The following is a 21,533-nucleotide window of genomic DNA, read 5'->3' on the forward strand; positions in this document are numbered from 1 at the left end:
GTAATTAAAAAATTGGTTTTCGTTCTTTAATAACGCGAATCGTTTTTAACGAAAGATCCTCTGGCCCTTGAACAGGTAATCCAGCTTCGATATTCATTTGGATATATCGGATATTATCTTCAGTAATTATTTCCCCAGGAATAAAAATAGGAATACCAGGGGGATATACCATGATGAATTCTGCACAAATATACCCAACAGATTCTTCTAACGGCATTACTTCTGTGCTAGAGTAGAAGGCATCTCGAGGTGTCATCGCAAGAGCTGGAATATCAGGGATATTTACGTTCGTTTCTTTTACGGATGCATCTGACTCAAAAGCTAATGACATTCTTTGTAGAGCATTCACTAGTAAATTAATTTCTTTTTTCGTATCCCCTAATGTTACTAAGCAGAGGATATTATAAAGGTCAGATAATTCAACTTCTATATTGGCGTTAAGACGTAACCATTCTTCAGCTTGATGACCTGTAATTCCTAAATCTTTTACACTGATTAGAATCTTTGTAATATCCATATCAAATGTTGCAGAGGAATGTAGTTTTTCTCTACCAGCCACTTTTAAGTGGGGAATTTTATTAATTCGTTTTCTTGCATCTTTAGCAAGGCGAATTGTTTCATCAATTAAATCATATCCATGTACTGCTAATTGACGTCTAGCACAGTCTAACGAAGCGAGTATTGGATATGAAGTTGAAGTAGTTGTTAACATCGAAAGAACGGATTGTACTCGGTTTACCGATACTAATCCTTCTTTTACGTTCAATACAGAACTTTGTGTCATCGAACCACCTAATTTATGCACGCTCGTTGCAGCCATATCTGCCCCTGCCTGCATAGCAGATATCGGTAATTCGTCATGGAATTTAATATGCACACCATGCGCTTCATCCACAATAACAGGGATGTTATGGGCATGGACAATATCAACAATTCGTTTTAAATCAGCTGCAAAACCAAAGTAAGTAGGATTAATCACTAACATAGCTTTTGCATCTGGATATGTTTTTAACGCTTTTTCAACCGATTCAGCTGATATACCATGAGCAATACCATATTCTTCATCGACTTCAGGATGGATAAAAATAGGGATGGCTCCAGCTAAAACAATTGCAGACATTGTTGATTTATGAACATTCCGTGGTACCAAAATTTTATCACCTGGACCGACGACAGTTAAAATCATCGCCATGATAGCGCCACTAGTACCTTGAACGGAAAAAAATGTATGGTCAGCACCAAAGGCTTCAGCAGCTAACTTTTGAGCTTCTTTAATAGCGCCTTTTGGTGAATGTAAATCATCTAGTGGAGCAATATTGATTAAATCAATTGATAAAACGTTGTCTCCGACGAACTCACGAAAGGCTGGGTCCATTCCTTGACCTTTTTTATGTCCAGGAATATGAAATTGTATTGGATGTCTATTTCGATGTTTGAGTAATACGTCGAACAATGGAGTCTCTAATTGTGACAACGCAGGTACCACCTCACTTTATATAAATTTTGAAAACAAGAAGAATTATAGCACCTATTCAACTTCATGACTACATAAATTTAAAGGAATTTTTCTAATGTGAGAGAAATTATTAATAGAATGTGAAAAAGGGGATGACGTTATGAACTGGGAAACAAGAATAACACGACTTTTAGGGATAAAATATCCAATTATTCAAGGAGGGTTAGCTTATTTAGCATACTCTGATTTAGCTGCTGCAGTATCGAATGCTGGGGGATTAGGTCAAATTACAGCAATGAGTTTAAAATCGCCGGAATTACTAAGGGAAGAAATTTATAAAACTCGGGAAAAAACTGATCGCCCCTTTGGAGTAAATTTTGCTATCGGAATGTATGGTAAAGGATATGAAGAAATGGTGGAGGTTGCAGTGGAAGAAAATGTACCTGTCATTTCAATGACGGGAGGTAATCCGGCACCAATCTTCCAATTATTAGAAGGGACAACAATAAAAAAGTTAGTATTAGTTGCTGCAAAAAGACAAGCCATAAAGGCTGAACAACTTGGAGCTGACGCGATCATGGTCGTGGGTCAAGAAGGGGGAGGTCATTTAGGGCGGGACGATGTTGGAACGATGGTACTTGTTCCTCAAGTAGTAGATAGTGTTTCCATTCCTGTAATCGCTTCTGGAGGTATTGGAGATGGCCGTGGATGGATGGCTGCCCATGCGTTAGGGGCTGAAGGTATTGAAATGGGGACAAGGTTTATTGCAACGAAGGAATGCGTCCATGCTTCACGGGAGTATATTGAAGCACTCCTACAAAGTTCAGAAACGGATACGACGATTATTAAACGGTCAATTGGCGCTCCTGCTCGTGTATTAAAAAATGAGTTTACAGAAAAAATTTTAGAAATAGAAAATAAAACACCTACATACGAGGCATTAAAAGATTATATTAGTGGAGAGGCAAATAAAAAATTTATTTATGATGGGGACAATCAAAATGGTTTTGGATGGGCTGGACAAGTAACGGGAATGATAAAAGATGTGCCATCCGTACAGGAGTTAATTGAGCGGATGGTTGCGCAAGCTGAACAAATAAGAGTAAAATGGGGTCACTAAAAATTTAAAGGTAGGGTTTTGTATGGAATATTCTTATCCACTATCACCAGATTGGTCAACAACTGAAATTATTGATGTGATAAAGTTTTTTGAAGGGGTAGAACAAGCATATGAAAAAGGAATTAAACGGGAAGATATGCTTGCTAGATATCGTCGCTTTAAAGAGATCGTCCCTTCTCAAGCGGAAGAAAAAACAGTCTTTCGTGAGTTTGAAGAAGTTAGTGGTTATGTAAGCTATAAAGTAGTAAAACAAACGAAAGAAAAAGAAGACGGTACAATCATTAAAATGTAACTAAAAAATTGTATGTATGAATTTTAAAGGATTTGGAATGCTATCATTTCAAATCCTTTTTAATGTGCGCCCGGCATGCGTATGAACTATAGGGTGCAAGTCCCGAACCTCGAAGACAGAAGTAGAGGTTAGCTAAGAGCAAGGGTGTCCGTGGCGACGCGGAATCAGAAGGAAGCTGGAGGCAAAACACCGGTCCGAGGAACACGAATCTCATATAAGGCTAGGTATGATTGAATGAGTTTGCATTACAAAACAAAGTTCCTTCTGTCGAAGGTCATATCAAGTAAATGAGGCGGATAGATGGTGTGAAAGTGCATACGCTTACCCGGGGAGGTCTGACAGAAACGTGAAGTACCCTTCATAACCTACTTGGAGACAAGTAGCTGAACTGTCAGAAGTCAGCAGAGGTCATAGTACGAGTAGGTCTAGAATTACTCGGAAGGACTGAACAATTGAGAGAGATTAGCCCTTGGCTTTCCATCTAGAATGAATAAGCACAGAAAACAGAGAAACCTCACGCTTAGAAAGTAGTGGTGAATCCCACGAGGGTATTTGCGGAGGGTGGAGTTCAGATGGACATAAGAAGATAAGCTAATCACGGAAAGGTACGAAATGGTGATGTTGGATCAAATTCTCGAACGGCAAAACATGATACAAGCGCTAAAGCGAGTTGAAGCGAATAAAGGAAGCCATGGAGTAGACATGATGCCCGTACAAACCTTACGACAGCACATTATCGAAAATTGGAAAAACATTAAATCGTAGATTTTGAATGGAACCTATGAACCGCAACCAGTACGTCGAGTCGAAATCCCGAAACCAGATGGTGGTGTGCGTTTACTAGGTATCCCAACCGTGACAGACCGTTTGATTCAACAAGCTATCTCGCAGATTTTATCGAAGGAATATGACAAAACATTTTCGGACCAGAGTTATGGATTCCGTCCAAACCGGAGCGCCCATGACGCCGTTCGGAAAGCAAAGGGTTATATAAAGGAAGGTTATCGATGGGTGATTGATATGGATTTAGAGAAATTCTTCGATAAGGTCAATCATGACCGACTAATGGCAACATTAGCGAAACAAATTTCAGATAAATCTTTATTAAAACTTATTCGTAAATACCTCCAAGCCGGTGTCATGATAAATGGAGTGGTTTCAAGTACAGAAGAAGGAACACCACAAGGTGGACCTTTAAGTCCTTTACTTTCAAACATAGTTCTAGATGAACTCGATAAAGAGTTGGAGGAACGTGGACATAAATTCGTTCGATACGCAGATGATTGTAATATTTATGTGAAAACAGAACGTGCGGGATTAAGAGTAATGACGAGTGTACAAAGATTTATCGAAGGAAAACTTCGTTTAAAAATAAACGAAAGGAAATCAGCAGTAGACCGTCCTTTAAACCGGAAGTTCTTAGGTTTTAGTTTCACGAATCTAAAAGAACCAAAGGTTCGTCTTGCGAAAACAAGCTTAGTTCGAATGAAGAAGAAAATACGAGAAATTACCTCAAGAAAGATGCCATACTCCATGAAATACAGAATCTAGAAGTTAAACCAATATCTAATGGGGTGGTGTGGTTATTTTGCATTAGCAGATACGAGTTCCATATTCAAATCACTAGATAGGTGGATTAAAAGAAGATTAAGGATGTGTTATGGAAGAATTGGAAGAAACCTCAAACAAGAGTCAGAAATCTTACTCGGTTGAAAGTTCCTTATGGAAAAGCATACGAGTGGGAAACACCCGAAAAGAGTACTGGCGCATTTCTAAAAGCCCCATATTACACAGAACCCTCGGCAATTCCTATTGGGAAAGCCAAGGGCTGAAAAGTCTGAAAGTTCGTTACGAAACTTTGCGTTATTCATCTTAATTGAACCGCCGTATACGGAACCGTACGTACGGTGGTGTGAGAGGTCGGGAGTTAATCACTCCTTCCTACTCAATTGTAGGAGGGTATTGTTTCTTTGTTAAAATAATACCGTATATAGTTAAAAATTGTAGGAAGAAAATTAGTAGAAATATGTAATGTTTGTAGTCATCTTGTGCATATTAATGATACAACACACCAAAATAAAGCAATCCTTAAATAAATTCCTTTTAAAAAAAGGATTTAGTTCATTAAGAAGCGTAAAGAATAAGGAGAGGCTAAAGTTCAAGTAAATGGTTACTTTTACTTTAGCCTTTATGAACACTTTATAAATTATTTACCAATGATAATGTTATAAATAGGTAAAAGAGCTTCAAAAGTTTCTTCAGTAAGTTGTAAAAATTGTTCCGATGAAAGATTTACAGCTTCTTCTCTTGAAATGTGGCGTCCAACTAAAAATTCTCCTTTTTTGACGTCTCGTAATCGGATTAATAAATTTTCCAGCTGTTCTTCACGACCTAATTTTAAAGATATTGCGTCTTGTGACATATGATCACCCGAAATGATGAAATCCTCCGGCAGCTGATTAAAGTATTCCATATTGTTTAATAAACGTGTTGCCATTTCAGATTTTTGTGGTGCTTCATAAATAATTGCAACAATAATGAATAAATGTGTATTCCAAAGTCCAATTTGAAAATGAGGAAGCGATTTATACCCACGTTTATACGGAGCAAACGCAACCCATGAATCTTTAGGAGGATTGATTGTTCTTCTAGCATGCTTAGCTACATGTGGGAAAAATTCATCGCCTGTTTTTGAGCTAAAGTAACTAGAAAACAGTTCACCTAATTGTTGGAACTTTGGGCGAACAATAGTAGAAAGAGCTTCCATCCGTTGTTCTAAACCATCTATTTCGAATACTTCGAAGTCTTTGTTTGTCCATTTAATTTTGTCCATTAATTATAGCCCCCTCTTTGATTTACATGTTTATTTTATCAGTTTTTTGGGAAAAATTTTGTAACAACCATTCTTTCATAAGACAAAAATTTTTAAAAAAATGAAAGGGAAGTGATTTAGTATGAAACAGATGATTAAAATTATACGTAAAGTTGATATTGAAAAGCAATATGAACACATTTTACGTTTAGAGCTGGATTACGAGCTAGCCTCCTTGTATGCAGCGATGCAAGAGAATGATGAAAAGGAAATGGAAAAGAGTAAAAAACGTCTAAAGGAAATTCAAGACGAACTAGATGGTCTCCACGCATATGTTTAAAAAATTAATAATTCATTAAAAATCACTTGCTCCATATCGGACAGCAAGTGATTTTTGTTATAATTAATAAAAGGGAAATGTTGACTAAAAAGGTGGGGGTTATATGGATATAAATAAATTAGATGAGTTTGCGAAAAAAATGATCTTTGAGGCAGGGAAAAGAATACGTGAAGCCTTTTCCTATGATTTAGTGGTGGAGACAAAATCAGGAGCAAATGATCTAGTTACGAATATCGATCGTGAAACTGAATTGTTTTTTATAGAAAAAATTAAAGCGTCCTTCCCCCAACATAAAATATTAGGTGAAGAAGGAATGGGAGAAGATGTGAAATCCCTTGAGGGTCCAGTATGGATTATCGACCCGATTGACGGAACGATGAATTTCGTGAAGCAGCATCGCCATTTTATGATTACAATAGGTTTTTTTGTAGATGGTGTAGGAAAACTCGGATACATATTTGATGTCATGAGAGAAGATCTATTTCATGCAATCGAAGGGCAAGGTGCTTGGTACAACGATTCACCATTACGTCAACTCCAACCTGTGCCATTGGAAGAAGCGGTAATTGGCATCAATGCAACTTGGGTTACGCCGAATAGGCTCGTCAATCATGAAAAAATGACTGAGCTTGTTCATACAATTCGCGGAACACGTTCTTACGGTTCGGCAGCAATGGAAATTGCCTATGTTGTTAGTGGGAAATTAGATGCTTATATTTCGATGAGATTGGCACCATGGGATATTGGTGGAGGAACCATTATTGCGAAAGAAGTTGGTGCAATCACAACGAATTTAAAAGGTGAAGATTGTAATCTGCTATCAAAAGATACATTTATCATCGCAAATCCTTCTATTCATCATCGAATATTAAATGAGTATATTGAAGAAAAATGAAAAAAATCGTAGGTAGCAAATTTTTGTTACCTACGATTTTTGAATTATCCAATAAAAATGTGGCAATCTAAGAAAAAATGGTTAAATTAAAGTAAACCTTGTTCTCTAAATTTGCGTTTCATTTTAAATCCTGTCATCATTACGACACATAATGCTACTAATCCTGCAATAGCTCCAATAATCGTTTTGGCTGCAATGGCGTAACCTACAGAAATCATTGATAACATTGCTGCTACTGCAAAGATAAACATAACAATTTTTGCTTTATTCATGCAGAGTAGTCCTCCTTACTTGATAGAAAAATATCAATATTGATCTAAGTTTGTCGAAATTGTAAAAATATGAAAAAGACAAGTATCTCTTCTTGTGCTATAATAACACAGTTAATCATATGAAAAAAGAATGTGGAGTGGAATAATGACAAAGTTACGCGAAGATTTACGCAATATCGCAATTATCGCACACGTTGACCATGGGAAAACAACATTAGTTGACCAATTGTTAAAACAATCTGGTACTTTCCGTTCAAATGAACATGTAGAAGAAAGAGCAATGGACTCGAATGATCTTGAACGTGAACGTGGTATTACGATTCTTGCTAAAAATACAGCAGTAAACTATAACGGTACACGTATAAATATCCTGGATACACCAGGACATGCCGATTTCGGTGGAGAAGTTGAACGTATTTTAAAAATGGTTGATGGTGTATTACTTGTTGTCGATGCATATGAAGGTTGTATGCCTCAAACACGCTTTGTTTTGAAAAAAGCGTTAGAGCAAAAATTAACACCAATCGTTGTCGTGAATAAAGTAGACAAAGATTCAGCTCGTCCTGAAGAAGTAGTAGATGAAGTGTTAGATTTATTAATCGAATTAGGTGCAGATGAAGAACAATTAGAATTCCCAGTTGTTTATGCATCTGGTGTAAATGGTACGGCCTCCCTTGATCCAGACCCATCTAAACAAGAAGAATCGATGCAATGCTTATTTGAATCGATTATCGAGCATATCCCAGCACCAGTTGATACACGAGAAGAGCCATTACAATTCCAAGTAGCATTATTAGATTATAATGACTTCGTAGGTCGTATTGGTATCGGACGTGTATTCCGCGGTACAATCCATGTAGGGCAACAAGTAGCCTTAATGAAGTTAGACGGTTCAGTGAAAAATTTCCGTGTAACAAAATTATTTGGATTCTTTGGTTTAAAACGTGAGGAAATTCAAGAAGCGTATGCAGGCGATTTAGTAGCGGTATCCGGAATGGAAGAGATCAATGTTGGTGAAACGGTATGTCCGATTGATCATCAAGAAGCATTAACGCCGTTACGTATTGATGAGCCAACATTACAAATGACTTTCTTAGTAAATAATTCTCCATTTGCAGGTCGAGAAGGAAAATGGATTACGTCAAGAAAAATTGAAGAACGTCTACGTTCCCAATTACAGACGGACGTATCCCTTCGTGTAGAAGATACAGATTCACCAGACGCTTGGATTGTTTCTGGACGCGGAGAACTTCACTTATCTATTTTAATTGAAAACATGCGTCGTGAAGGTTATGAATTACAAGTGTCTAAACCACAAGTAATTATTCGTGAAATCGATGGTGTAAAATGTGAACCAATCGAACGTGTACAAATTGATGTACCAGAAGAAAGTGTTGGTTCAGTCATTGAATCCCTTGGTAACCGTAAAGGTGAAATGTTAGATATGGTCAATGAAGGAAATGGACAAGTTCGTCTAATCTTCATGGTACCTGCTCGTGGATTAATTGGTTATACAACGGAATTCATGTCATTAACAAAAGGTTTTGGTATTATTAACCATACGTTCGATTCTTACCAACCTGTTGTACCAGGTCGTGTTGGTGGACGTCACCAAGGTGCCCTTGTGTCAATGGAGACAGGTAAAGCGACAACTTATGGTATGATGCAAATTGAAGACCGTGGTACATTATTTGTTGAACCAGGTACTGAAATTTATGAAGGTATGATTGTTGGTGAAAATAATCGTGATAATGACATTACGGTTAATATTACGAAAACGAAACAAAAAACAAATGTACGTTCAGCGACAAAAGACCAAACAAACGTTATTAAACGTCCACGTATTTTAACTCTTGAAGAAGCTTTAGAATTTTTAGATGATGATGAGTATTTAGAAGTAACTCCAGAATCAATTCGCTTACGTAAACAAATTTTAGATAAAAACGAACGTGAGAAACAGGCGAAAAAGAAAAAATACGCAGAACAATAATAACTGTTTTGGGGAAATGATGAAAGGTGTTGGAAAAGATGAACTTGTTTGGAACTTTAAATTATATTCAAGCATCTGCACCTACGAATGCAAGTGAAAATGAGTTTGTATTCGGACGCATGTCAGGTATTACTCGCTATTTATATGAAAATTTACCAAGCTATGCTGTTGCTGGTTATGTAGTATTTTTATTAGTATTTATTTTATCAGCAATTGTGTATAAACTTGGTTTCGCTAAAAACGATTTATCCCTTATTAAAAATGTGATTATCTATATTTTCCTTTTTATAGGATGTATTGTTTTAACGTTTTTAGCATTGTTCTTACCAATGATTGAAGGACTAATTGTAGCTTCCCTCATTTTAATTCTTTATAAAATCCGCTTGTGGCGTGAAAAACGGGAAGAAAAAAGAGCAGCTTCATAATATGATTTGAAAAAGGTAATCCAATTTTGGATTACCTTTTTTTATGCTCAAGTTGTGATCCATATGTTGAGCTAAATATTCATAAAATGCACCTGAGTGAAGTCCTGATACTTCATAAATATAAGGCATAGTAAATAAATGTTTCACTAAATGATAATAGTAGTCTTCCAGTTTCGAAAAACCTAAATTGTATTTGACAATGTATCCTTTATTTAATTCGTAATCGTCGATAATCGGTTTGGAAGATGCCATAATTTCAATGCTGGTAGTTGCTTTATTCACCTCATTGTTGTGATGAACTATCATTGCATAATAACAGAATCCATTTTCTAATATATACCGAAGAAATAACGATTTTCTAGGGATTCACACATTTTTTATTAAATGCATAACCTACCTTTGATAAACAGTATGAATGGGGAGGTCGGAGCATTGAAAAATTGGGTGAAGTCCAGTATTTTGTTCTTTTTAGCTTGCTTTACTATAATCGTTTTAACTGCTTGTAATGATAAAGAGGATCTTCAAACGGTCAAAGTCGGTGAAGTTACACGCTCCATATTCTACGCGCCTCAATATGTAGCTATTACTCAAGGCTTCTTTGAAGAAGAAGGGTTAGAAATAGAATTATCTACAATAGCTGGTGGAGATAAAACGATGACAGCCCTTTTATCCGATGGGATTGACATTGCTTTAGTTGGTTCTGAAACATCGATTTATGTATCTGCTCAAGGTGCCAATGATCCAATCAAAAATTTTGCACAATTAACACAAACAGACGGAACATTTTTAGTTGCAAGAGAAAAAATTGAAAACTTTTCTTGGGATATGTTAAAAGATTCAACATTTCTTGGACAACGTAAAGGTGGTATGCCGCAAATGGCAGGGGAATATGTGTTGGAAAAACATGGCATTGATCCCCAGGAAGATCTAGAGCTAATCCAAAATATAGATTTTGCTAATATATCTACAGCCTTTGCATCTGGTACAGGTGACTTTGTTCAACTATTTGAACCGACTGCTAGCGTATTCGAACAAGAAGGCAAAGGCCATATCGTTGCCTCATTTGGTACGGAATCTGGTCCTTTACCATATACAGTATTCATGACAAAGGATAGCTTTATGAACGAAAATCCAGAAGTGATTGAGAAATTTACACGAGCGTTAAAGAAAGCCCAAGATTTTGTTTATGAAAGTTCTGTTGAAGAAGTAGCCGAAGCGATTCAACCATTTTTTGAAGATACAGATATAGAGCTAATTGCAACGGTTGTTGAACGCTACCGTGAACAAGAATCCTTTGCGAAAGATCCCGTTTTAGATGAAGAAGAGTGGAACAATTTACAAGATATTATGGAAGAAGCTGGTGAACTTCCGAAACGTATGGATTATAAAGAATTAGTTGATACAACGTTTGCAGAGAAGGTTTTGGAGTAAAATGGACTTTTTAACTGTCACCAACGTTCACCATACGTATTTTTCAAAGGAAGCCGCAACAGAGGCATTACAAAATATTAATTTAACAATTAATAAAGGAGAATTTGTCTCTTTTATTGGCCCTAGCGGTTGTGGAAAAACGACACTTCTCTCCATAATTGCCGGATTGTTTCAACCTACTTCTGGGACAGTGAAAATTGAAAATCAAGCTGTTTATGGAAATTCCGACTTATCGATCGGATATATGCTTCAACAAGATTATTTATTTCCTTGGAAGACCATTGAAGAAAACATTACCCTCGGCTTAAAACTTTTAAAAGAGGATAACCAAAACTTTTCAAAGGTTACTTCTGATTTGTTACATGATGTTGGATTACCTCCAATTGGAGAAAAATATCCTAGAGAATTGTCTGGTGGAATGCGCCAAAGGGTTGCTTTAGCGCGAACCCTTGCAGTAGACCCGAAGATTTTATTATTAGATGAACCTTTCTCAGCTCTTGATTATCAATCGAAATTAAAACTCGAAGATTTAGTTGCAAACAAATTAAAAGAGTATGGTAAAACAGCAGTACTTGTGACCCATGATTTAGGGGAGGCGATTGCGATGAGTGATCGAATTTTCTTATTTTCCCCTAGACCAGGAAAGTTACATCAAATTTTTGAAGTACCAGAAGATTTAAGACAATTAACTCCCTTTGATGTAAGGTCCCATTCAAGTTATTCCCCCCTATTCCAAATCATTTGGAAGGAGCTTGAAAACCTTGAACAATCATAAACTCCACGAACAATTTAAACAGTCGCTTATTAAGGAAAAAAGATGGGTCCGGTTCTACCAACTATTAATTTTAATTGCCTTTTTTTCCCTCTGGGAAATCGCTTCAAGATCAAAATGGATTGACCAATTAATTTTTAGTTCGCCTTCAAAAATCTATACGTTACTAGTTGAAAATGTAGTAGACGGCACCATATTTGTTCATATAGGGTATACTGTCTTTGAAACGGTATTAGGATTTATCATTGGAACATTACTTGGAACAATTTTAGCGGCAATCTTGTGGTGGTCTCCATTTTTATCAAAGGTCTTAGATCCATACTTAGTTATATTAAATGCGATGCCGAAAGTAGCTTTAGGTCCTATTTTAATCGTTGCAATGGGTCCGGGGATGAATTCGATTATTACAATGGGTGCCATTATTTCAGTCATCATTTCAACGATTGTCATCTATACTTCCTTTAAAAACGTCGATGGGAACTATTTAAAAGTGATGCAAACCTTTAATGCATCACGGTTCCAAATGTTTAAAGAAGCTATTTTACCTGCTTCTTTTCCTACAATTATTTCAACGTTAAAAGTAAATGTTGGATTATCGTGGGTAGGGGTTATTGTAGGAGAATTTCTCGTATCATCTAAAGGATTAGGTTACTTAATTATTTACGGCTTCCAAGTGTTTAATTTCAATCTCGTGTTAATGTCATTGCTCATTATTGCGATCTTTGCAACCATTATGTATCAGCTGGTGGAATTGTTAGAAAAACGGTTAATTAAAAGTGAATAAAAAGAAGCATCATTCAAAATCATTTGAATGATGCTTTGTTATGTTAACATAACTTGTTTATAGTAGGCTTTAAAACTCTTCATCAATTGGTGAAGAAGTACGGAAAAAACGGAAGTTTCCTGTTGCGATTCGGGCATCCGTATTTTTCGCTATACGATCATAGCATTCGTTACACATATAAGTATGAATAGGACGATTTCGTAATTTCTTCGCTAAAGGTGCATCGTCATCAAGTTCGTTAATCGTATCGCAAATGACACATTGGACTCGCATATGATTAATCCTCCTACTATTCAACTCGGATTGCAGCAATATTTTTAATCGGGTTGTCGATATTTGACCCGTCTCCAAAAATAAGGTGAACAGGTCCGCCATCATTAATTGGTTTACCATCTTGACTATATTTAAAAATAATCGTAAACGCTTCTTCAATGGAGAAGGCGTGTTCTGTACCATCTTGAAGTTCAAACACGACACGTTCCGCATTTTCCTCAATTTCTGCATTTTTTAAGAAATGTTTAATTTCCATCCCGAATGTTCCAGTTTTCATTCCTTGTCGATCAAATTTTCGCTCTGTTTTTAAAGTTGGAGGGTAAGTTGCCCCTTCCATTATTTCTCTAGACCAGTGAGCACCAGCATTTTTTAAATACATTAAATCCTCATCGTCATCTTCTTTTTGTTCTGTAAAATATGTCGTTAAGTCTAATCGGCGATCATCAAAAATCCATACAGTTGGATCTAATGTAATTTTATATTTAACGGCACCTTTAATTGGTATAATCGTTTCCATTTTTATAGTCCCCCTAATCTATATATCATTTTTTAGTATAACGCTACTCATACTAATTAATAAAGAAATATAAATCAAAAGTTCTCTTTTCTAATGTATGGACTTGCATTTTTATCAGCTTAAAGATAAACTTTAATAAGATAGAATAGAAGAAATATCACAATGATGGGGGCGTCCTCATGGATACGAAACGTCAGTCTTCCTTCCAGGAAGAGGCTTTGGAATTACTGCTTAAGGATGCAGATAAAATTGCACGTTTAATAAAAGTTCAAATGGATCATTTAACAATGCCATCATGTCCTTTATACGAAGAAGTATTAGATACACAAATGTTTGGCTTATCACGGGAAATTGATTTTGCTGTTAAGCTTGGATTAATTGAACGTGAACGAGGAAAGGAAATTCTCGACACATTAGAGAAAGAACTTTCTTTGTTACATGAAGCGTACACAAACAAATAATTAGAAACTCAAACGCGAAATAGCGCTTTGAGTTTTTTTTCTAAAATGGGGAAATTGAAAATGAGAAAATATTTAGCTTATTATGTGAGGAATTTTGATTATCCATTATTCTTTACTTATGTATTTTTATGTTTATTCGGTCTTGTCATGATTTATAGTGCCGGTATGTGGGTTGCTATTGTAAACAAAGATCAAGGACCAGACTTTTACTACAATAAACAATTATTAAATTTATGTGTAGCAGGTGTCGCTTTTATAGTGGGTGCCTTTTTCCCATATAAACATTATAGTAATAAAAAACTTATGGTGGCACTTTTAGGCATTATGTTAGTTCTGTTATTTTGGGTATGGAATTTCGGGGTTGGTGCTGAACAATCAGGTTCCCAAAGTTGGATTGATTTAGGTATCATGAATTTCCAACCTTCTGAGTTTGCAAAACTATTTATTATTTTATATTTTGCTGGTGCCTTCTATCGAAAAAGTTTAAAAAATTCAATGGAAAACTTAGGACCAAATAATATTATTTATCCGATTTTAGTATGGTTATTAGTGATTTTCTGTGTTGCGAACGAAACCGATTTAGGTGCCGTTATGATTATATCTGGAATCGCCATTGCGGTTGTTGCAGCAAGTGGGATTCAATTTAAAAAATTTATGAAATTTTTTGCTGTATTAGGTGGGTTTGGTTCAGCATTAATAGGGCTTATTTTATTAGTTAAAGGTGAAGAAATTCTAACTCAAAACCGAGTTGGCCGTATTAAAGCCTTTTTAAACCCGTTTGAATATGAAACTGGCTCTAGCTATCAAGTTATTAATGGGTATATTGCGATTGGCTCAGGGGGATTAGAAGGGGTTGGCTTAGGTCAGTCCATTCAAAAATTAGGCTATTTACCAGAACCGCAAACCGATTTTATTATGGCGATTATTGCTGAGGAACTTGGAATACTAGGGGTCATCATTGTACTAGGTGGTCTTGGATTCATTGTCCTTAGAGCTTTAACAATTGCCTTAAAAACGAAGGATCCGCTTGCTAGAATGATTGCAGCAGGTATAGGTAGTTGGATTGCTGTTCAAACATTTATTAATCTTGGGGGATTATCGGGACTTATTCCGTTAACCGGTGTAACGCTACCATTCATTAGTTATGGCGGGACATCTATATTATTACTATCTTTTGCAATGGGGATATTAGTGAATATTTCCATGTATGTGAAGCTGGAAAAAAGAAGGTCTAAGGGGGAATCATTGTGAAGAAAATTAACAAAATTTTAGTAGCAAACCGTGGGGAAATTGCAATTCGTATTTTTCGCGCTTGTAATGATTTAAACTTAAAAACAGTTGCAATTTATTCAAGGGAAGATAGTGGTTCTTATCATCGTTACAAATCGGATGAATCTTATTTAGTTGGGGTTGGAAAGAAACCGATTGATGCTTATTTAGATATTGAAGGAATCATTGAAATTGCAAAACAAGCGGAAGTTGATGCAATCCATCCCGGTTATGGTTTCTTATCGGAAAATGTTGAATTTGCTAGACGTTGTGAAGAAGAAGGAATTATCTTTATTGGACCAACATCTGAACATTTAGATATGTTCGGAGATAAAGTAAAAGCAAGAGAACAAGCGGTAGCTGCAAAAATTCCAGTGATTCCTGGTAGTGATGGTCCAGTTAATACTGTAGAAGAAGTCATAGCATTTGGGGACAAATATGGCTATCCTCTAATGATTAAAGCTGCCCTTGGTGGTGGCGGACGTGGGATGCGTTTAGTTCAATCGAAGGAAGAACTAGCCTCTGCATTTGAACGAGCAAAGTCAGAAGCGAAGGCAGCATTCGGTTCTGATGAAGTTTATGTTGAGAAAGCTATCATTAAACCAAAACATATTGAAGTACAAATATTAGGAGATGTGACGGGGAATATTGTTCATTTATATGAACGGGATTGTTCTATCCAAAGACGTCACCAAAAGGTAGTGGAAATTGCTCCTTCCAATTCGATTTCAAAGGAACTTCGTAATCGAATTTGTGAGGCAGCTGTCCAATTAATGAAAAATGTTCAGTACATAAACGCAGGTACTGTGGAGTTTTTAGTATCAGGAAATGACTTTTATTTCATTGAAGTTAATCCACGAATTCAAGTAGAACATACGATTACAGAAATGATTACAGGTATTGATATCGTACATGCTCAAATTAAAATTGCTGAAGGACATGCAATCCATTCGGAAGAAATCGGAATTCCAGCTCAAGATCAAATTCCATTGTTCGGATATGCAATCCAATCTCGGGTTACGACAGAAGATCCTGCAAACGATTTCATGCCAGATACTGGTAAATTGATGGTGTATCGTTCTAGTGGTGGTTTTGGAGTACGATTAGATGCAGGGAATGGTTTCCAAGGTGCTGTTGTCACACCTTATTATGATTCATTACTCGTGAAAATCTCTACTTGGGGTATGACGTTTAAAGAAGCAGCGGCTAAAATGCATCGTAACTTAAGAGAGTTCCGTATTCGCGGTGTGAAAACGAACATTCCGTTTTTAGAAAATGTTGTACAGCATGATAAATTCATTACGGGTGTATTTGATACAAGTTTTATCGATACAACGCCTGAATTATTTAAATTCCCAGTACGAAAAGATAGAGGGACGAAATTATTAAACTATATTGGTAACGTTACTTTAAATGGTTTTCCAGGGATTGAAAAACGTACGAAACCAATTTTCGTACAACCAAACAAACCGAAAATCGATCTAAAAACTGAAATACCAGCTGGAACGAAACAAATTTTAGATGAGCGCGGTGCAGAAGGTCTTGTTTCTTGGGTAAAAGAACAAAAGGATGTATTACTGACTGATACAACTTTCCGTGATGCACACCAATCATTACTTGCGACTAGAGTACGGTCCCAAGATATGTTCCAAATTGCTGATTATAATGCACGTATGTTACATGATTTCTTCTCCTTTGAATTATGGGGTGGAGCAACATTTGATGTAGCTTATAGATTTTTGAAGGAAGATCCATGGGTTCGTCTAGAAAAGCTTCGTAAACAAATGCCAAACGTGTTATTCCAAATGCTATTCCGAGGTGCTAACGCGGTAGGTTATAAAAATTATCCTGATAATTTAATAAGAGAATTTATTCGTGAGTCGGCTTCTTCTGGAGTAGATGTTTTCAGAATTTTCGATAGTTTGAACTGGATTAAAGGAATGGAAGTAGCAATTGATGAAGTTCGTCAAACGGGAAAAATTGCTGAAGCGGCAATTTGTTATACAGGCGATATTTTCGATGAATCACGAGCAAAATATTCCGTACAGTATTACAAGGAAATGGCCAAGGAATTAGAGGCGGCAGGAGCTCATATTTTAGCGATTAAAGATATGGCAGGGTTATTAAAACCAGAGGCGGCTTATCGTTTGATTTCGGAATTGAAAGATTCAACAGATCTACCAATTCATCTGCATACCCATGATACAAGCGGAAATGGTATTTATACTTATGCAAAGGCGATCGAAGCCGGTGTTGACATTATTGATACAGCCCTTGGTTCCATGTCTGGTTTAACTTCACAACCAAGTGCTAACTCATTGTATTATGCAATGAAAGGCGGCAAGCGGGAACTACGTGCGGATATTGATGCTTTAGAACAACTTTCTTATTATTGGCAAGATGTTCGTGCTTTCTATAGCGATTTTGAAAGTGGAATGAATAGCCCTCATTCTGAAATTTATGTACACGAAATGCCAGGGGGGCAATATAGTAATTTGCAACAACAAGCAAAAGCAGTTGGCTTAGGCGACCGTTGGGACGAAGTGAAAAAAATGTATTCACGGGTTAATTTACTATTCGGAGATATTGTTAAAGTGACACCTTCCTCTAAAGTTGTAGGAGACATGGCATTGTTCATGGTTCAAAATGATTTAGACGAAGAAAATATTTTCGAAAGAGGACTTACAATGGACTTCCCGGATTCCGTTGTGGAGTTATTCCAAGGTTATTTAGGGCAAGTCCATGGCGGATTCCCGAAAGAGTTACAAAAGGTGATTTTAAAAGATAGAGAAGCGATTACGGTTCGACCAGGGGAGTTATTGGAACCGATTAACTTTGAAGAACTAGAAAAAACTCTAACTGAAAAATTTGGACGTACTATAACAAAAAAAGATGTTTTAGCTTATGCGTTATATCCTAAAGTATTTGAAGAATATGTAGCGGCGACAGACATGTTCGGAGATATTTCAGTTTTAGACACACCGACATTCCTTTATGGGTTAAAGTTAGGGGAAGAAATTGAAGTAGAAATTGAAAAAGGGAAAACGTTAATTATTAAATTAATCGAAATTGGTGAACCGCAACCAAATGGTACTCGCATTATCTACTTTGAACTAAACGGTCAATCTCGAGAATTAGTCATTCAAGATTTAACTGTTGAAGTGGAAGGGACAAATGCAGTAAAAGCAGACCCAAGTAATCCAAATCAAATCGGTGCAACAATGCCAGGAACTGTGTTAAAAGTTGTTGTTTCAAAAGGTAGTCCTGTAAAACGTGGAGATCATCTATTAATTACGGAAGCTATGAAAATGGAAACAACAGTTCAAGCACCGAAGGACGGGGTAGTAAAAGAAGTCTACATTTCTAGTGGAGATGCAATTTCAACAGGAGATTTATTAATAGAATTAGAATAAAAGAAAGGGACAGTGGAAATTTAAAGTGTACCCTTTGTAAAGGACATTTTTAAAAAAGGCTTTTAAGCAACTTGAAGAAGATGGTGACTGTATTGTGCAGGCGTCATCTTTTTTAAGTTCCATTGACCTCGGTAATGATTGTAATAAGTCATATAACTCTTAATCTCTCTTTTTACTTCTTCTAATGTTTCACACGATTTAAAGTCTGTTTCATCTTTAAAATGACCAAAAAACGATTCTTGTGGGGCATTATCCCAACAGTTTCCACGACGTGACATAGATTGCTCTAGTCCCATTTTCTTTACCATCTTTTGAAATTGGGGGCTGGTATAGTGGAACCCTTGATCAGAGTGAATGAATGCGCCATCGGCCAATTTTATCCCATTCTTTTTCAACATCTTTAATGTATTTAATGCAATATCTAGTGTAATTTTATCCGATGTCTCATATGCTAAAATTTCATTGGTTTCGGCATCTTTTATAGCGGATAAGTAGGCACGTTTTCCTTTTCCATAACTCAAATATGTAATGTCTGTTAATAATACTTTTCTAGCGATTCCTTGCTTAAATTTACGGTTTAATAGATTTGGTAAAGTTCTATGTTCTTTCGTTGCTTTGGCCATTCTTCGATATGGATTTGCTTTTCGAATGGGGCAGATGATTTGAAACTTTTTCATGATACGACGAATTCGCTTTAGGTTATATGTAATTTGATACTGATTTTCTAACGTCATTTTAATTTGACGTGCACCTTTCTTACGACCACGGAAATTGAACGCTTTTAAAATGATTTCTTTGACTGTCTCATCTGCCTGATCACTAGCTTGTCTACTAAGTTGTGCTTCTTCTGAAAAATAACGATAGTAGCCCGATCGAGAGACTCCAACTAATTTACAAAGGTAGCTTACCATTCTTTTTAAGCGGTGTTTTTCTATCACATACTGGATCAACTGAAATTTTTGTTCCGCTGTTAATTTCTCTTTTTCTTTATCAACAACCTTTCTGCTAAATCGATCTTTTTTAGTAGTTCATTTTCTGCACGTAATAATGCATTTTGCGCCTCTAACCTTGCGTACTTTTCTTCTATACTTAATTCTCGCTCAAGTGGACGTCCTGAAGAGTGTTTACGTGTATCCACAAGCCCAGCTACACCATTCTTTTGATAAGCAGCACGCCATCGCTCTAAAGCAGACTTTGCACGTTTTTTACCTACGATATCAATATCAAATCCTGCATCTTCAAAAATTTGAAGTGGAAATTTCCCTTCCTCATATTCTTTAATGGCTCTTGCTTTAAATTCATCTGTATATGTTATTGCTTTTTCACTCACTGCTTTTACATAAGGATGTTTCTTGAGTAATTTCTGTTCTTGATCTGTAAATAACTTTTTCGACATGTTCTTCCGCTCCATCAACCATTTATTTTATTTCATTATAAATAAAAGTACCCTATAAGAGAGACCTTTTTTCAAGTGTCTTTCTTATAGGGTACATTTTATTTTCCACTGCCCCTTTAAATTTATTTACTATTTTTCTCATTATAGTTGCTTCGAGATACAAGTAAAATCATGTAACAGAATAAACCGAATAGACACGAAATAAAGAATGAATGTAATAAAGAAACGATTAAGTTAAGCTTTGTGAAAATAATTAACATACCCGTCATCATTTGTGCTAGTAGAATGAAGAAGGCAATAATCCATCCCCAGTAAATAACTCGCTGTTCTTTGTAATGTCTTATAACATGTATTGCAATATATGTAACCCAAACGAATATTAATAAAACCGCAAAACGATGTCCCATTTGAACCCATTGATGTAATCCCGTTGGCAATGCGAACGGATTTTCATTGTTACAAAACGGCCAATCAGAACAAACTAAACTTGCTTGTGTATGTCTTACTAACGCACCAGTATACACTACGATATATGAATATAACGTGACACCGAAAGTGTGTATTTTAAGTTTTTTACTTATATAAACTTTATCGGCATCGAATTTTTTATCTACTTCGAAAACAATCATCGCTAATAATAAAACCGATGCAAATGAAATTAATGAAATACCGAAATGAAGTGCAAGAATGAAGTCGCCTTGTCCCCAAAGTACTTGAGCAGCTCCAATTAATGCTTGAGCTACTAAGAAAAAGATTGCTAAAATTCCTAAAAATTTTACTTCACGAATAGAACCAAGTTTACGCCATGTCCAAATGACTAAAATAAGAACGAGGATAGATACTGAACCTGTCACTAATCGGTGGGAAAATTCAATTAAAACTTCAGTTGTTATTTCTTTTGGAATTAGTGAACCGTTACAATCTGGCCAGTTTCGACCACAACCTAAACCGCTTTCAGTTTTTGTAACAAGTGCTCCTCCAATAAGAATAAGCAACATACCGATTGTCGTAGCAAAAGCAATCCATTTCAGTAATTTACTTTGATAATGTTGCATTTTAAGAGCCACCTACTTTTTCTATCTATAAACTTATAAAAAGCTTTTATGCCTTTTATGATAATAGCGAATAAATAGGTAAAAGACAACTTCAAACAGTTAGACCTTAGTTTGGGGCTATGTCTTTTCACAAATTGTTCATAAATTCGTGCTTTTACATTCACATTTCCCCCCCTAAAATGGATTACTATATAGATGTTCTTTTAAAACAATGTAGCTAACCCAAATTGCATTTTGGTCAACTTATCGAAATTTTACTTAATATCTAGAAATAAAGGACAAATTTCGATATAGTTATTGTTAGCGGAATATGCTTACAAAAATGAAAGGAGAGGCAAAATGTTATAGGGCGTGCATTGAATTGATGATATGTCCTAAAAACTTCGTTGATAAAAATTTCTGCACTTATTTTATGATAGGGATTGTAGATTGAAACATAGTACGAACTATTTTTTACATGGGTAAATACACAAATTTATTTCATTTAAAGAGTAATCAATCTCATAACAATAAACGAAGCATCGGACATTTTGTTTCCATTCCTTAAAATTGTAGGTAAA

Annotated in this window: 20 protein-coding genes and 1 pseudogene; 13 read left to right on the forward strand and 8 right to left on the reverse strand. The window is 36.0% G+C overall.

What is annotated here, in order from left to right:
• Positions 1-4 precede the first annotated feature (4 nt).
• On the reverse strand, positions 5-1,474 hold the full coding sequence (locus MHH69_RS04955; protein WP_122972370.1) for an aminotransferase class I/II-fold pyridoxal phosphate-dependent enzyme: 1,470 nt from the start codon (positions 1,472-1,474) through the stop codon (positions 5-7).
• Positions 1,475-1,616: 142 nt separating this feature from the next.
• Here MHH69_RS04955 and MHH69_RS04960 point away from each other — a divergent pair, with 142 nt between their 5' ends.
• The 3 genes and pseudogenes from MHH69_RS04960 to ltrA all read left to right on the forward strand — a co-directional run bounded on the left by MHH69_RS04960 (position 1,617) and on the right by ltrA (position 4,744).
• Positions 1,617-2,576 carry an NAD(P)H-dependent flavin oxidoreductase gene (locus tag MHH69_RS04960; RefSeq protein ID WP_122972369.1) on the forward strand — a complete coding sequence of 320 codons (960 nt, stop codon included), beginning with the start codon at positions 1,617-1,619 and terminating at the stop codon, positions 2,574-2,576.
• 22 nt (positions 2,577-2,598) lie between these two features.
• Positions 2,599-2,868, forward strand: a complete 270-nt coding sequence (locus MHH69_RS04965; RefSeq protein ID WP_122972368.1) for a UPF0223 family protein — start codon at positions 2,599-2,601, stop codon at positions 2,866-2,868.
• A gap of 615 nt (positions 2,869-3,483) precedes the next feature.
• Positions 3,484-4,744, forward strand: a pseudogene (gene ltrA, locus MHH69_RS04970) (group II intron reverse transcriptase/maturase).
• A 330-nt stretch (positions 4,745-5,074) separates the two neighbouring features.
• On the opposite strand, the gene MHH69_RS04975 reads toward ltrA, so the two are convergent.
• Complete coding sequence (locus tag MHH69_RS04975; protein ID WP_341361845.1) at positions 5,075-5,701, reverse strand: YktB family protein; 627 nt, start codon at positions 5,699-5,701, stop codon at positions 5,075-5,077.
• A gap of 121 nt (positions 5,702-5,822) precedes the next feature.
• Here MHH69_RS04975 and MHH69_RS04980 point away from each other — a divergent pair, with 121 nt between their 5' ends.
• Positions 5,823-6,020, forward strand: coding sequence for a hypothetical protein (locus MHH69_RS04980; RefSeq protein WP_122973520.1), 198 nt, complete (start codon positions 5,823-5,825; stop codon positions 6,018-6,020).
• A gap of 103 nt (positions 6,021-6,123) precedes the next feature.
• Positions 6,124-6,915 (forward strand): inositol monophosphatase family protein, encoded by a 792-nt coding sequence (locus tag MHH69_RS04985; RefSeq protein ID WP_122973519.1) that lies wholly within the window; start codon positions 6,124-6,126, stop codon positions 6,913-6,915.
• Between the two features lie 86 nt (positions 6,916-7,001).
• Here the strand turns inward: MHH69_RS04985 and MHH69_RS04990 are convergent, their stop codons facing one another.
• Positions 7,002-7,187 carry a DUF5325 family protein gene (locus tag MHH69_RS04990; RefSeq protein ID WP_122973518.1) on the reverse strand — a complete coding sequence of 62 codons (186 nt, stop codon included), beginning with the start codon at positions 7,185-7,187 and terminating at the stop codon, positions 7,002-7,004.
• 145 nt (positions 7,188-7,332) lie between these two features.
• Between MHH69_RS04990 and typA the strand changes: the two genes are divergently transcribed.
• Together typA and MHH69_RS05000 are read left to right on the forward strand one after the other, a co-directional pair.
• Complete coding sequence (typA, locus tag MHH69_RS04995; RefSeq protein WP_122973517.1) at positions 7,333-9,177, forward strand: translational GTPase TypA; 1,845 nt, start codon at positions 7,333-7,335, stop codon at positions 9,175-9,177.
• A gap of 38 nt (positions 9,178-9,215) precedes the next feature.
• Positions 9,216-9,602 carry a YlaH-like family protein gene (locus tag MHH69_RS05000; protein ID WP_122973516.1) on the forward strand — a complete coding sequence of 129 codons (387 nt, stop codon included), beginning with the start codon at positions 9,216-9,218 and terminating at the stop codon, positions 9,600-9,602.
• On the opposite strand, the gene MHH69_RS05005 is transcribed toward MHH69_RS05000, so the two are convergent.
• Complete coding sequence (locus tag MHH69_RS05005; protein ID WP_148037838.1) at positions 9,597-9,908, reverse strand: hypothetical protein; 312 nt, start codon at positions 9,906-9,908, stop codon at positions 9,597-9,599. The genes MHH69_RS05000 and MHH69_RS05005 overlap by 6 nt on opposite strands.
• A 126-nt stretch (positions 9,909-10,034) precedes the next feature.
• Here MHH69_RS05005 and MHH69_RS05010 point away from each other — a divergent pair, with 126 nt between their 5' ends.
• From MHH69_RS05010 to MHH69_RS05020, 3 genes are read left to right on the forward strand one after another with little or no spacing between them, the layout of a single operon-like run.
• Positions 10,035-11,033, forward strand: a complete 999-nt coding sequence (locus tag MHH69_RS05010; RefSeq protein WP_241559388.1) for an ABC transporter substrate-binding protein — start codon at positions 10,035-10,037, stop codon at positions 11,031-11,033.
• 1 nt (position 11,034) lies between these two features.
• Entirely contained in the window at positions 11,035-11,808 is a 774-nt protein-coding gene (locus MHH69_RS05015) for an ABC transporter ATP-binding protein (RefSeq protein ID WP_122973513.1), read from the forward strand.
• On the forward strand, positions 11,795-12,589 hold the full coding sequence (locus MHH69_RS05020) for an ABC transporter permease (RefSeq protein WP_341361846.1): 795 nt from the start codon (positions 11,795-11,797) through the stop codon (positions 12,587-12,589). The genes MHH69_RS05015 and MHH69_RS05020 overlap by 14 nt, the downstream gene beginning before the upstream one ends.
• A 69-nt stretch (positions 12,590-12,658) precedes the next feature.
• Here the strand turns inward: MHH69_RS05020 and MHH69_RS05025 are convergent, their stop codons facing one another.
• Both MHH69_RS05025 and MHH69_RS05030 read right to left on the reverse strand, forming a co-directional pair.
• Positions 12,659-12,862, reverse strand: coding sequence for a YlaI family protein (locus MHH69_RS05025; RefSeq protein ID WP_122973511.1), 204 nt, complete (start codon positions 12,860-12,862; stop codon positions 12,659-12,661).
• 16 nt (positions 12,863-12,878) lie between these two features.
• Positions 12,879-13,379 (reverse strand): peptidyl-prolyl cis-trans isomerase, encoded by a 501-nt coding sequence (locus tag MHH69_RS05030; RefSeq protein ID WP_122973510.1) that lies wholly within the window; start codon positions 13,377-13,379, stop codon positions 12,879-12,881.
• 179 nt (positions 13,380-13,558) lie between these two features.
• On the opposite strand from MHH69_RS05030, the gene MHH69_RS05035 reads away from it, so the two are divergent.
• Genes MHH69_RS05035 through pyc form a run of 3 tightly spaced genes read left to right on the forward strand, consistent with a single transcriptional unit; the run spans position 13,559 to position 18,522 of the window.
• Positions 13,559-13,840: a YlaN family protein gene (locus MHH69_RS05035; RefSeq protein ID WP_122973509.1), complete on the forward strand. Its 282-nt coding sequence runs from the start codon at positions 13,559-13,561 to the stop codon at positions 13,838-13,840.
• A 60-nt stretch (positions 13,841-13,900) separates the two neighbouring features.
• The gene (locus MHH69_RS05040) at positions 13,901-15,091 is read left to right on the forward strand and encodes an FtsW/RodA/SpoVE family cell cycle protein (RefSeq protein ID WP_122973508.1); all 1,191 of its coding nucleotides are present in this window, start codon (positions 13,901-13,903) and stop codon (positions 15,089-15,091) included.
• Positions 15,088-18,522, forward strand: coding sequence for a pyruvate carboxylase (gene pyc, locus MHH69_RS05045; RefSeq protein WP_122973507.1), 3,435 nt, complete (start codon positions 15,088-15,090; stop codon positions 18,520-18,522). The genes MHH69_RS05040 and pyc overlap by 4 nt, the downstream gene beginning before the upstream one ends.
• A 62-nt stretch (positions 18,523-18,584) precedes the next feature.
• On the opposite strand, the gene MHH69_RS05050 is transcribed toward pyc, so the two are convergent.
• Both MHH69_RS05050 and MHH69_RS05055 read right to left on the reverse strand, forming a co-directional pair.
• Positions 18,585-19,918, reverse strand: a protein-coding gene (locus tag MHH69_RS05050) for an IS3 family transposase (RefSeq protein ID WP_341361629.1) whose coding sequence is annotated in 2 segments (ribosomal slippage) — positions 18,585-19,531 and positions 19,531-19,918 — 1,335 coding nt in all. Because the reading frame shifts where the segments join, the coding sequence is not laid out codon by codon here.
• A 122-nt stretch (positions 19,919-20,040) separates the two neighbouring features.
• Entirely contained in the window at positions 20,041-20,973 is a 933-nt protein-coding gene (locus MHH69_RS05055) for a COX15/CtaA family protein (protein WP_341361847.1), read from the reverse strand.
• Positions 20,974-21,533 lie beyond the last annotated feature (560 nt).

This window comes from Ureibacillus sp. FSL E2-3493, from assembly GCF_038077515.1.
GTDB classification, from domain to species: Bacteria; Bacillota; Bacilli; order Bacillales_A; family Planococcaceae; genus Ureibacillus; species Ureibacillus halotolerans.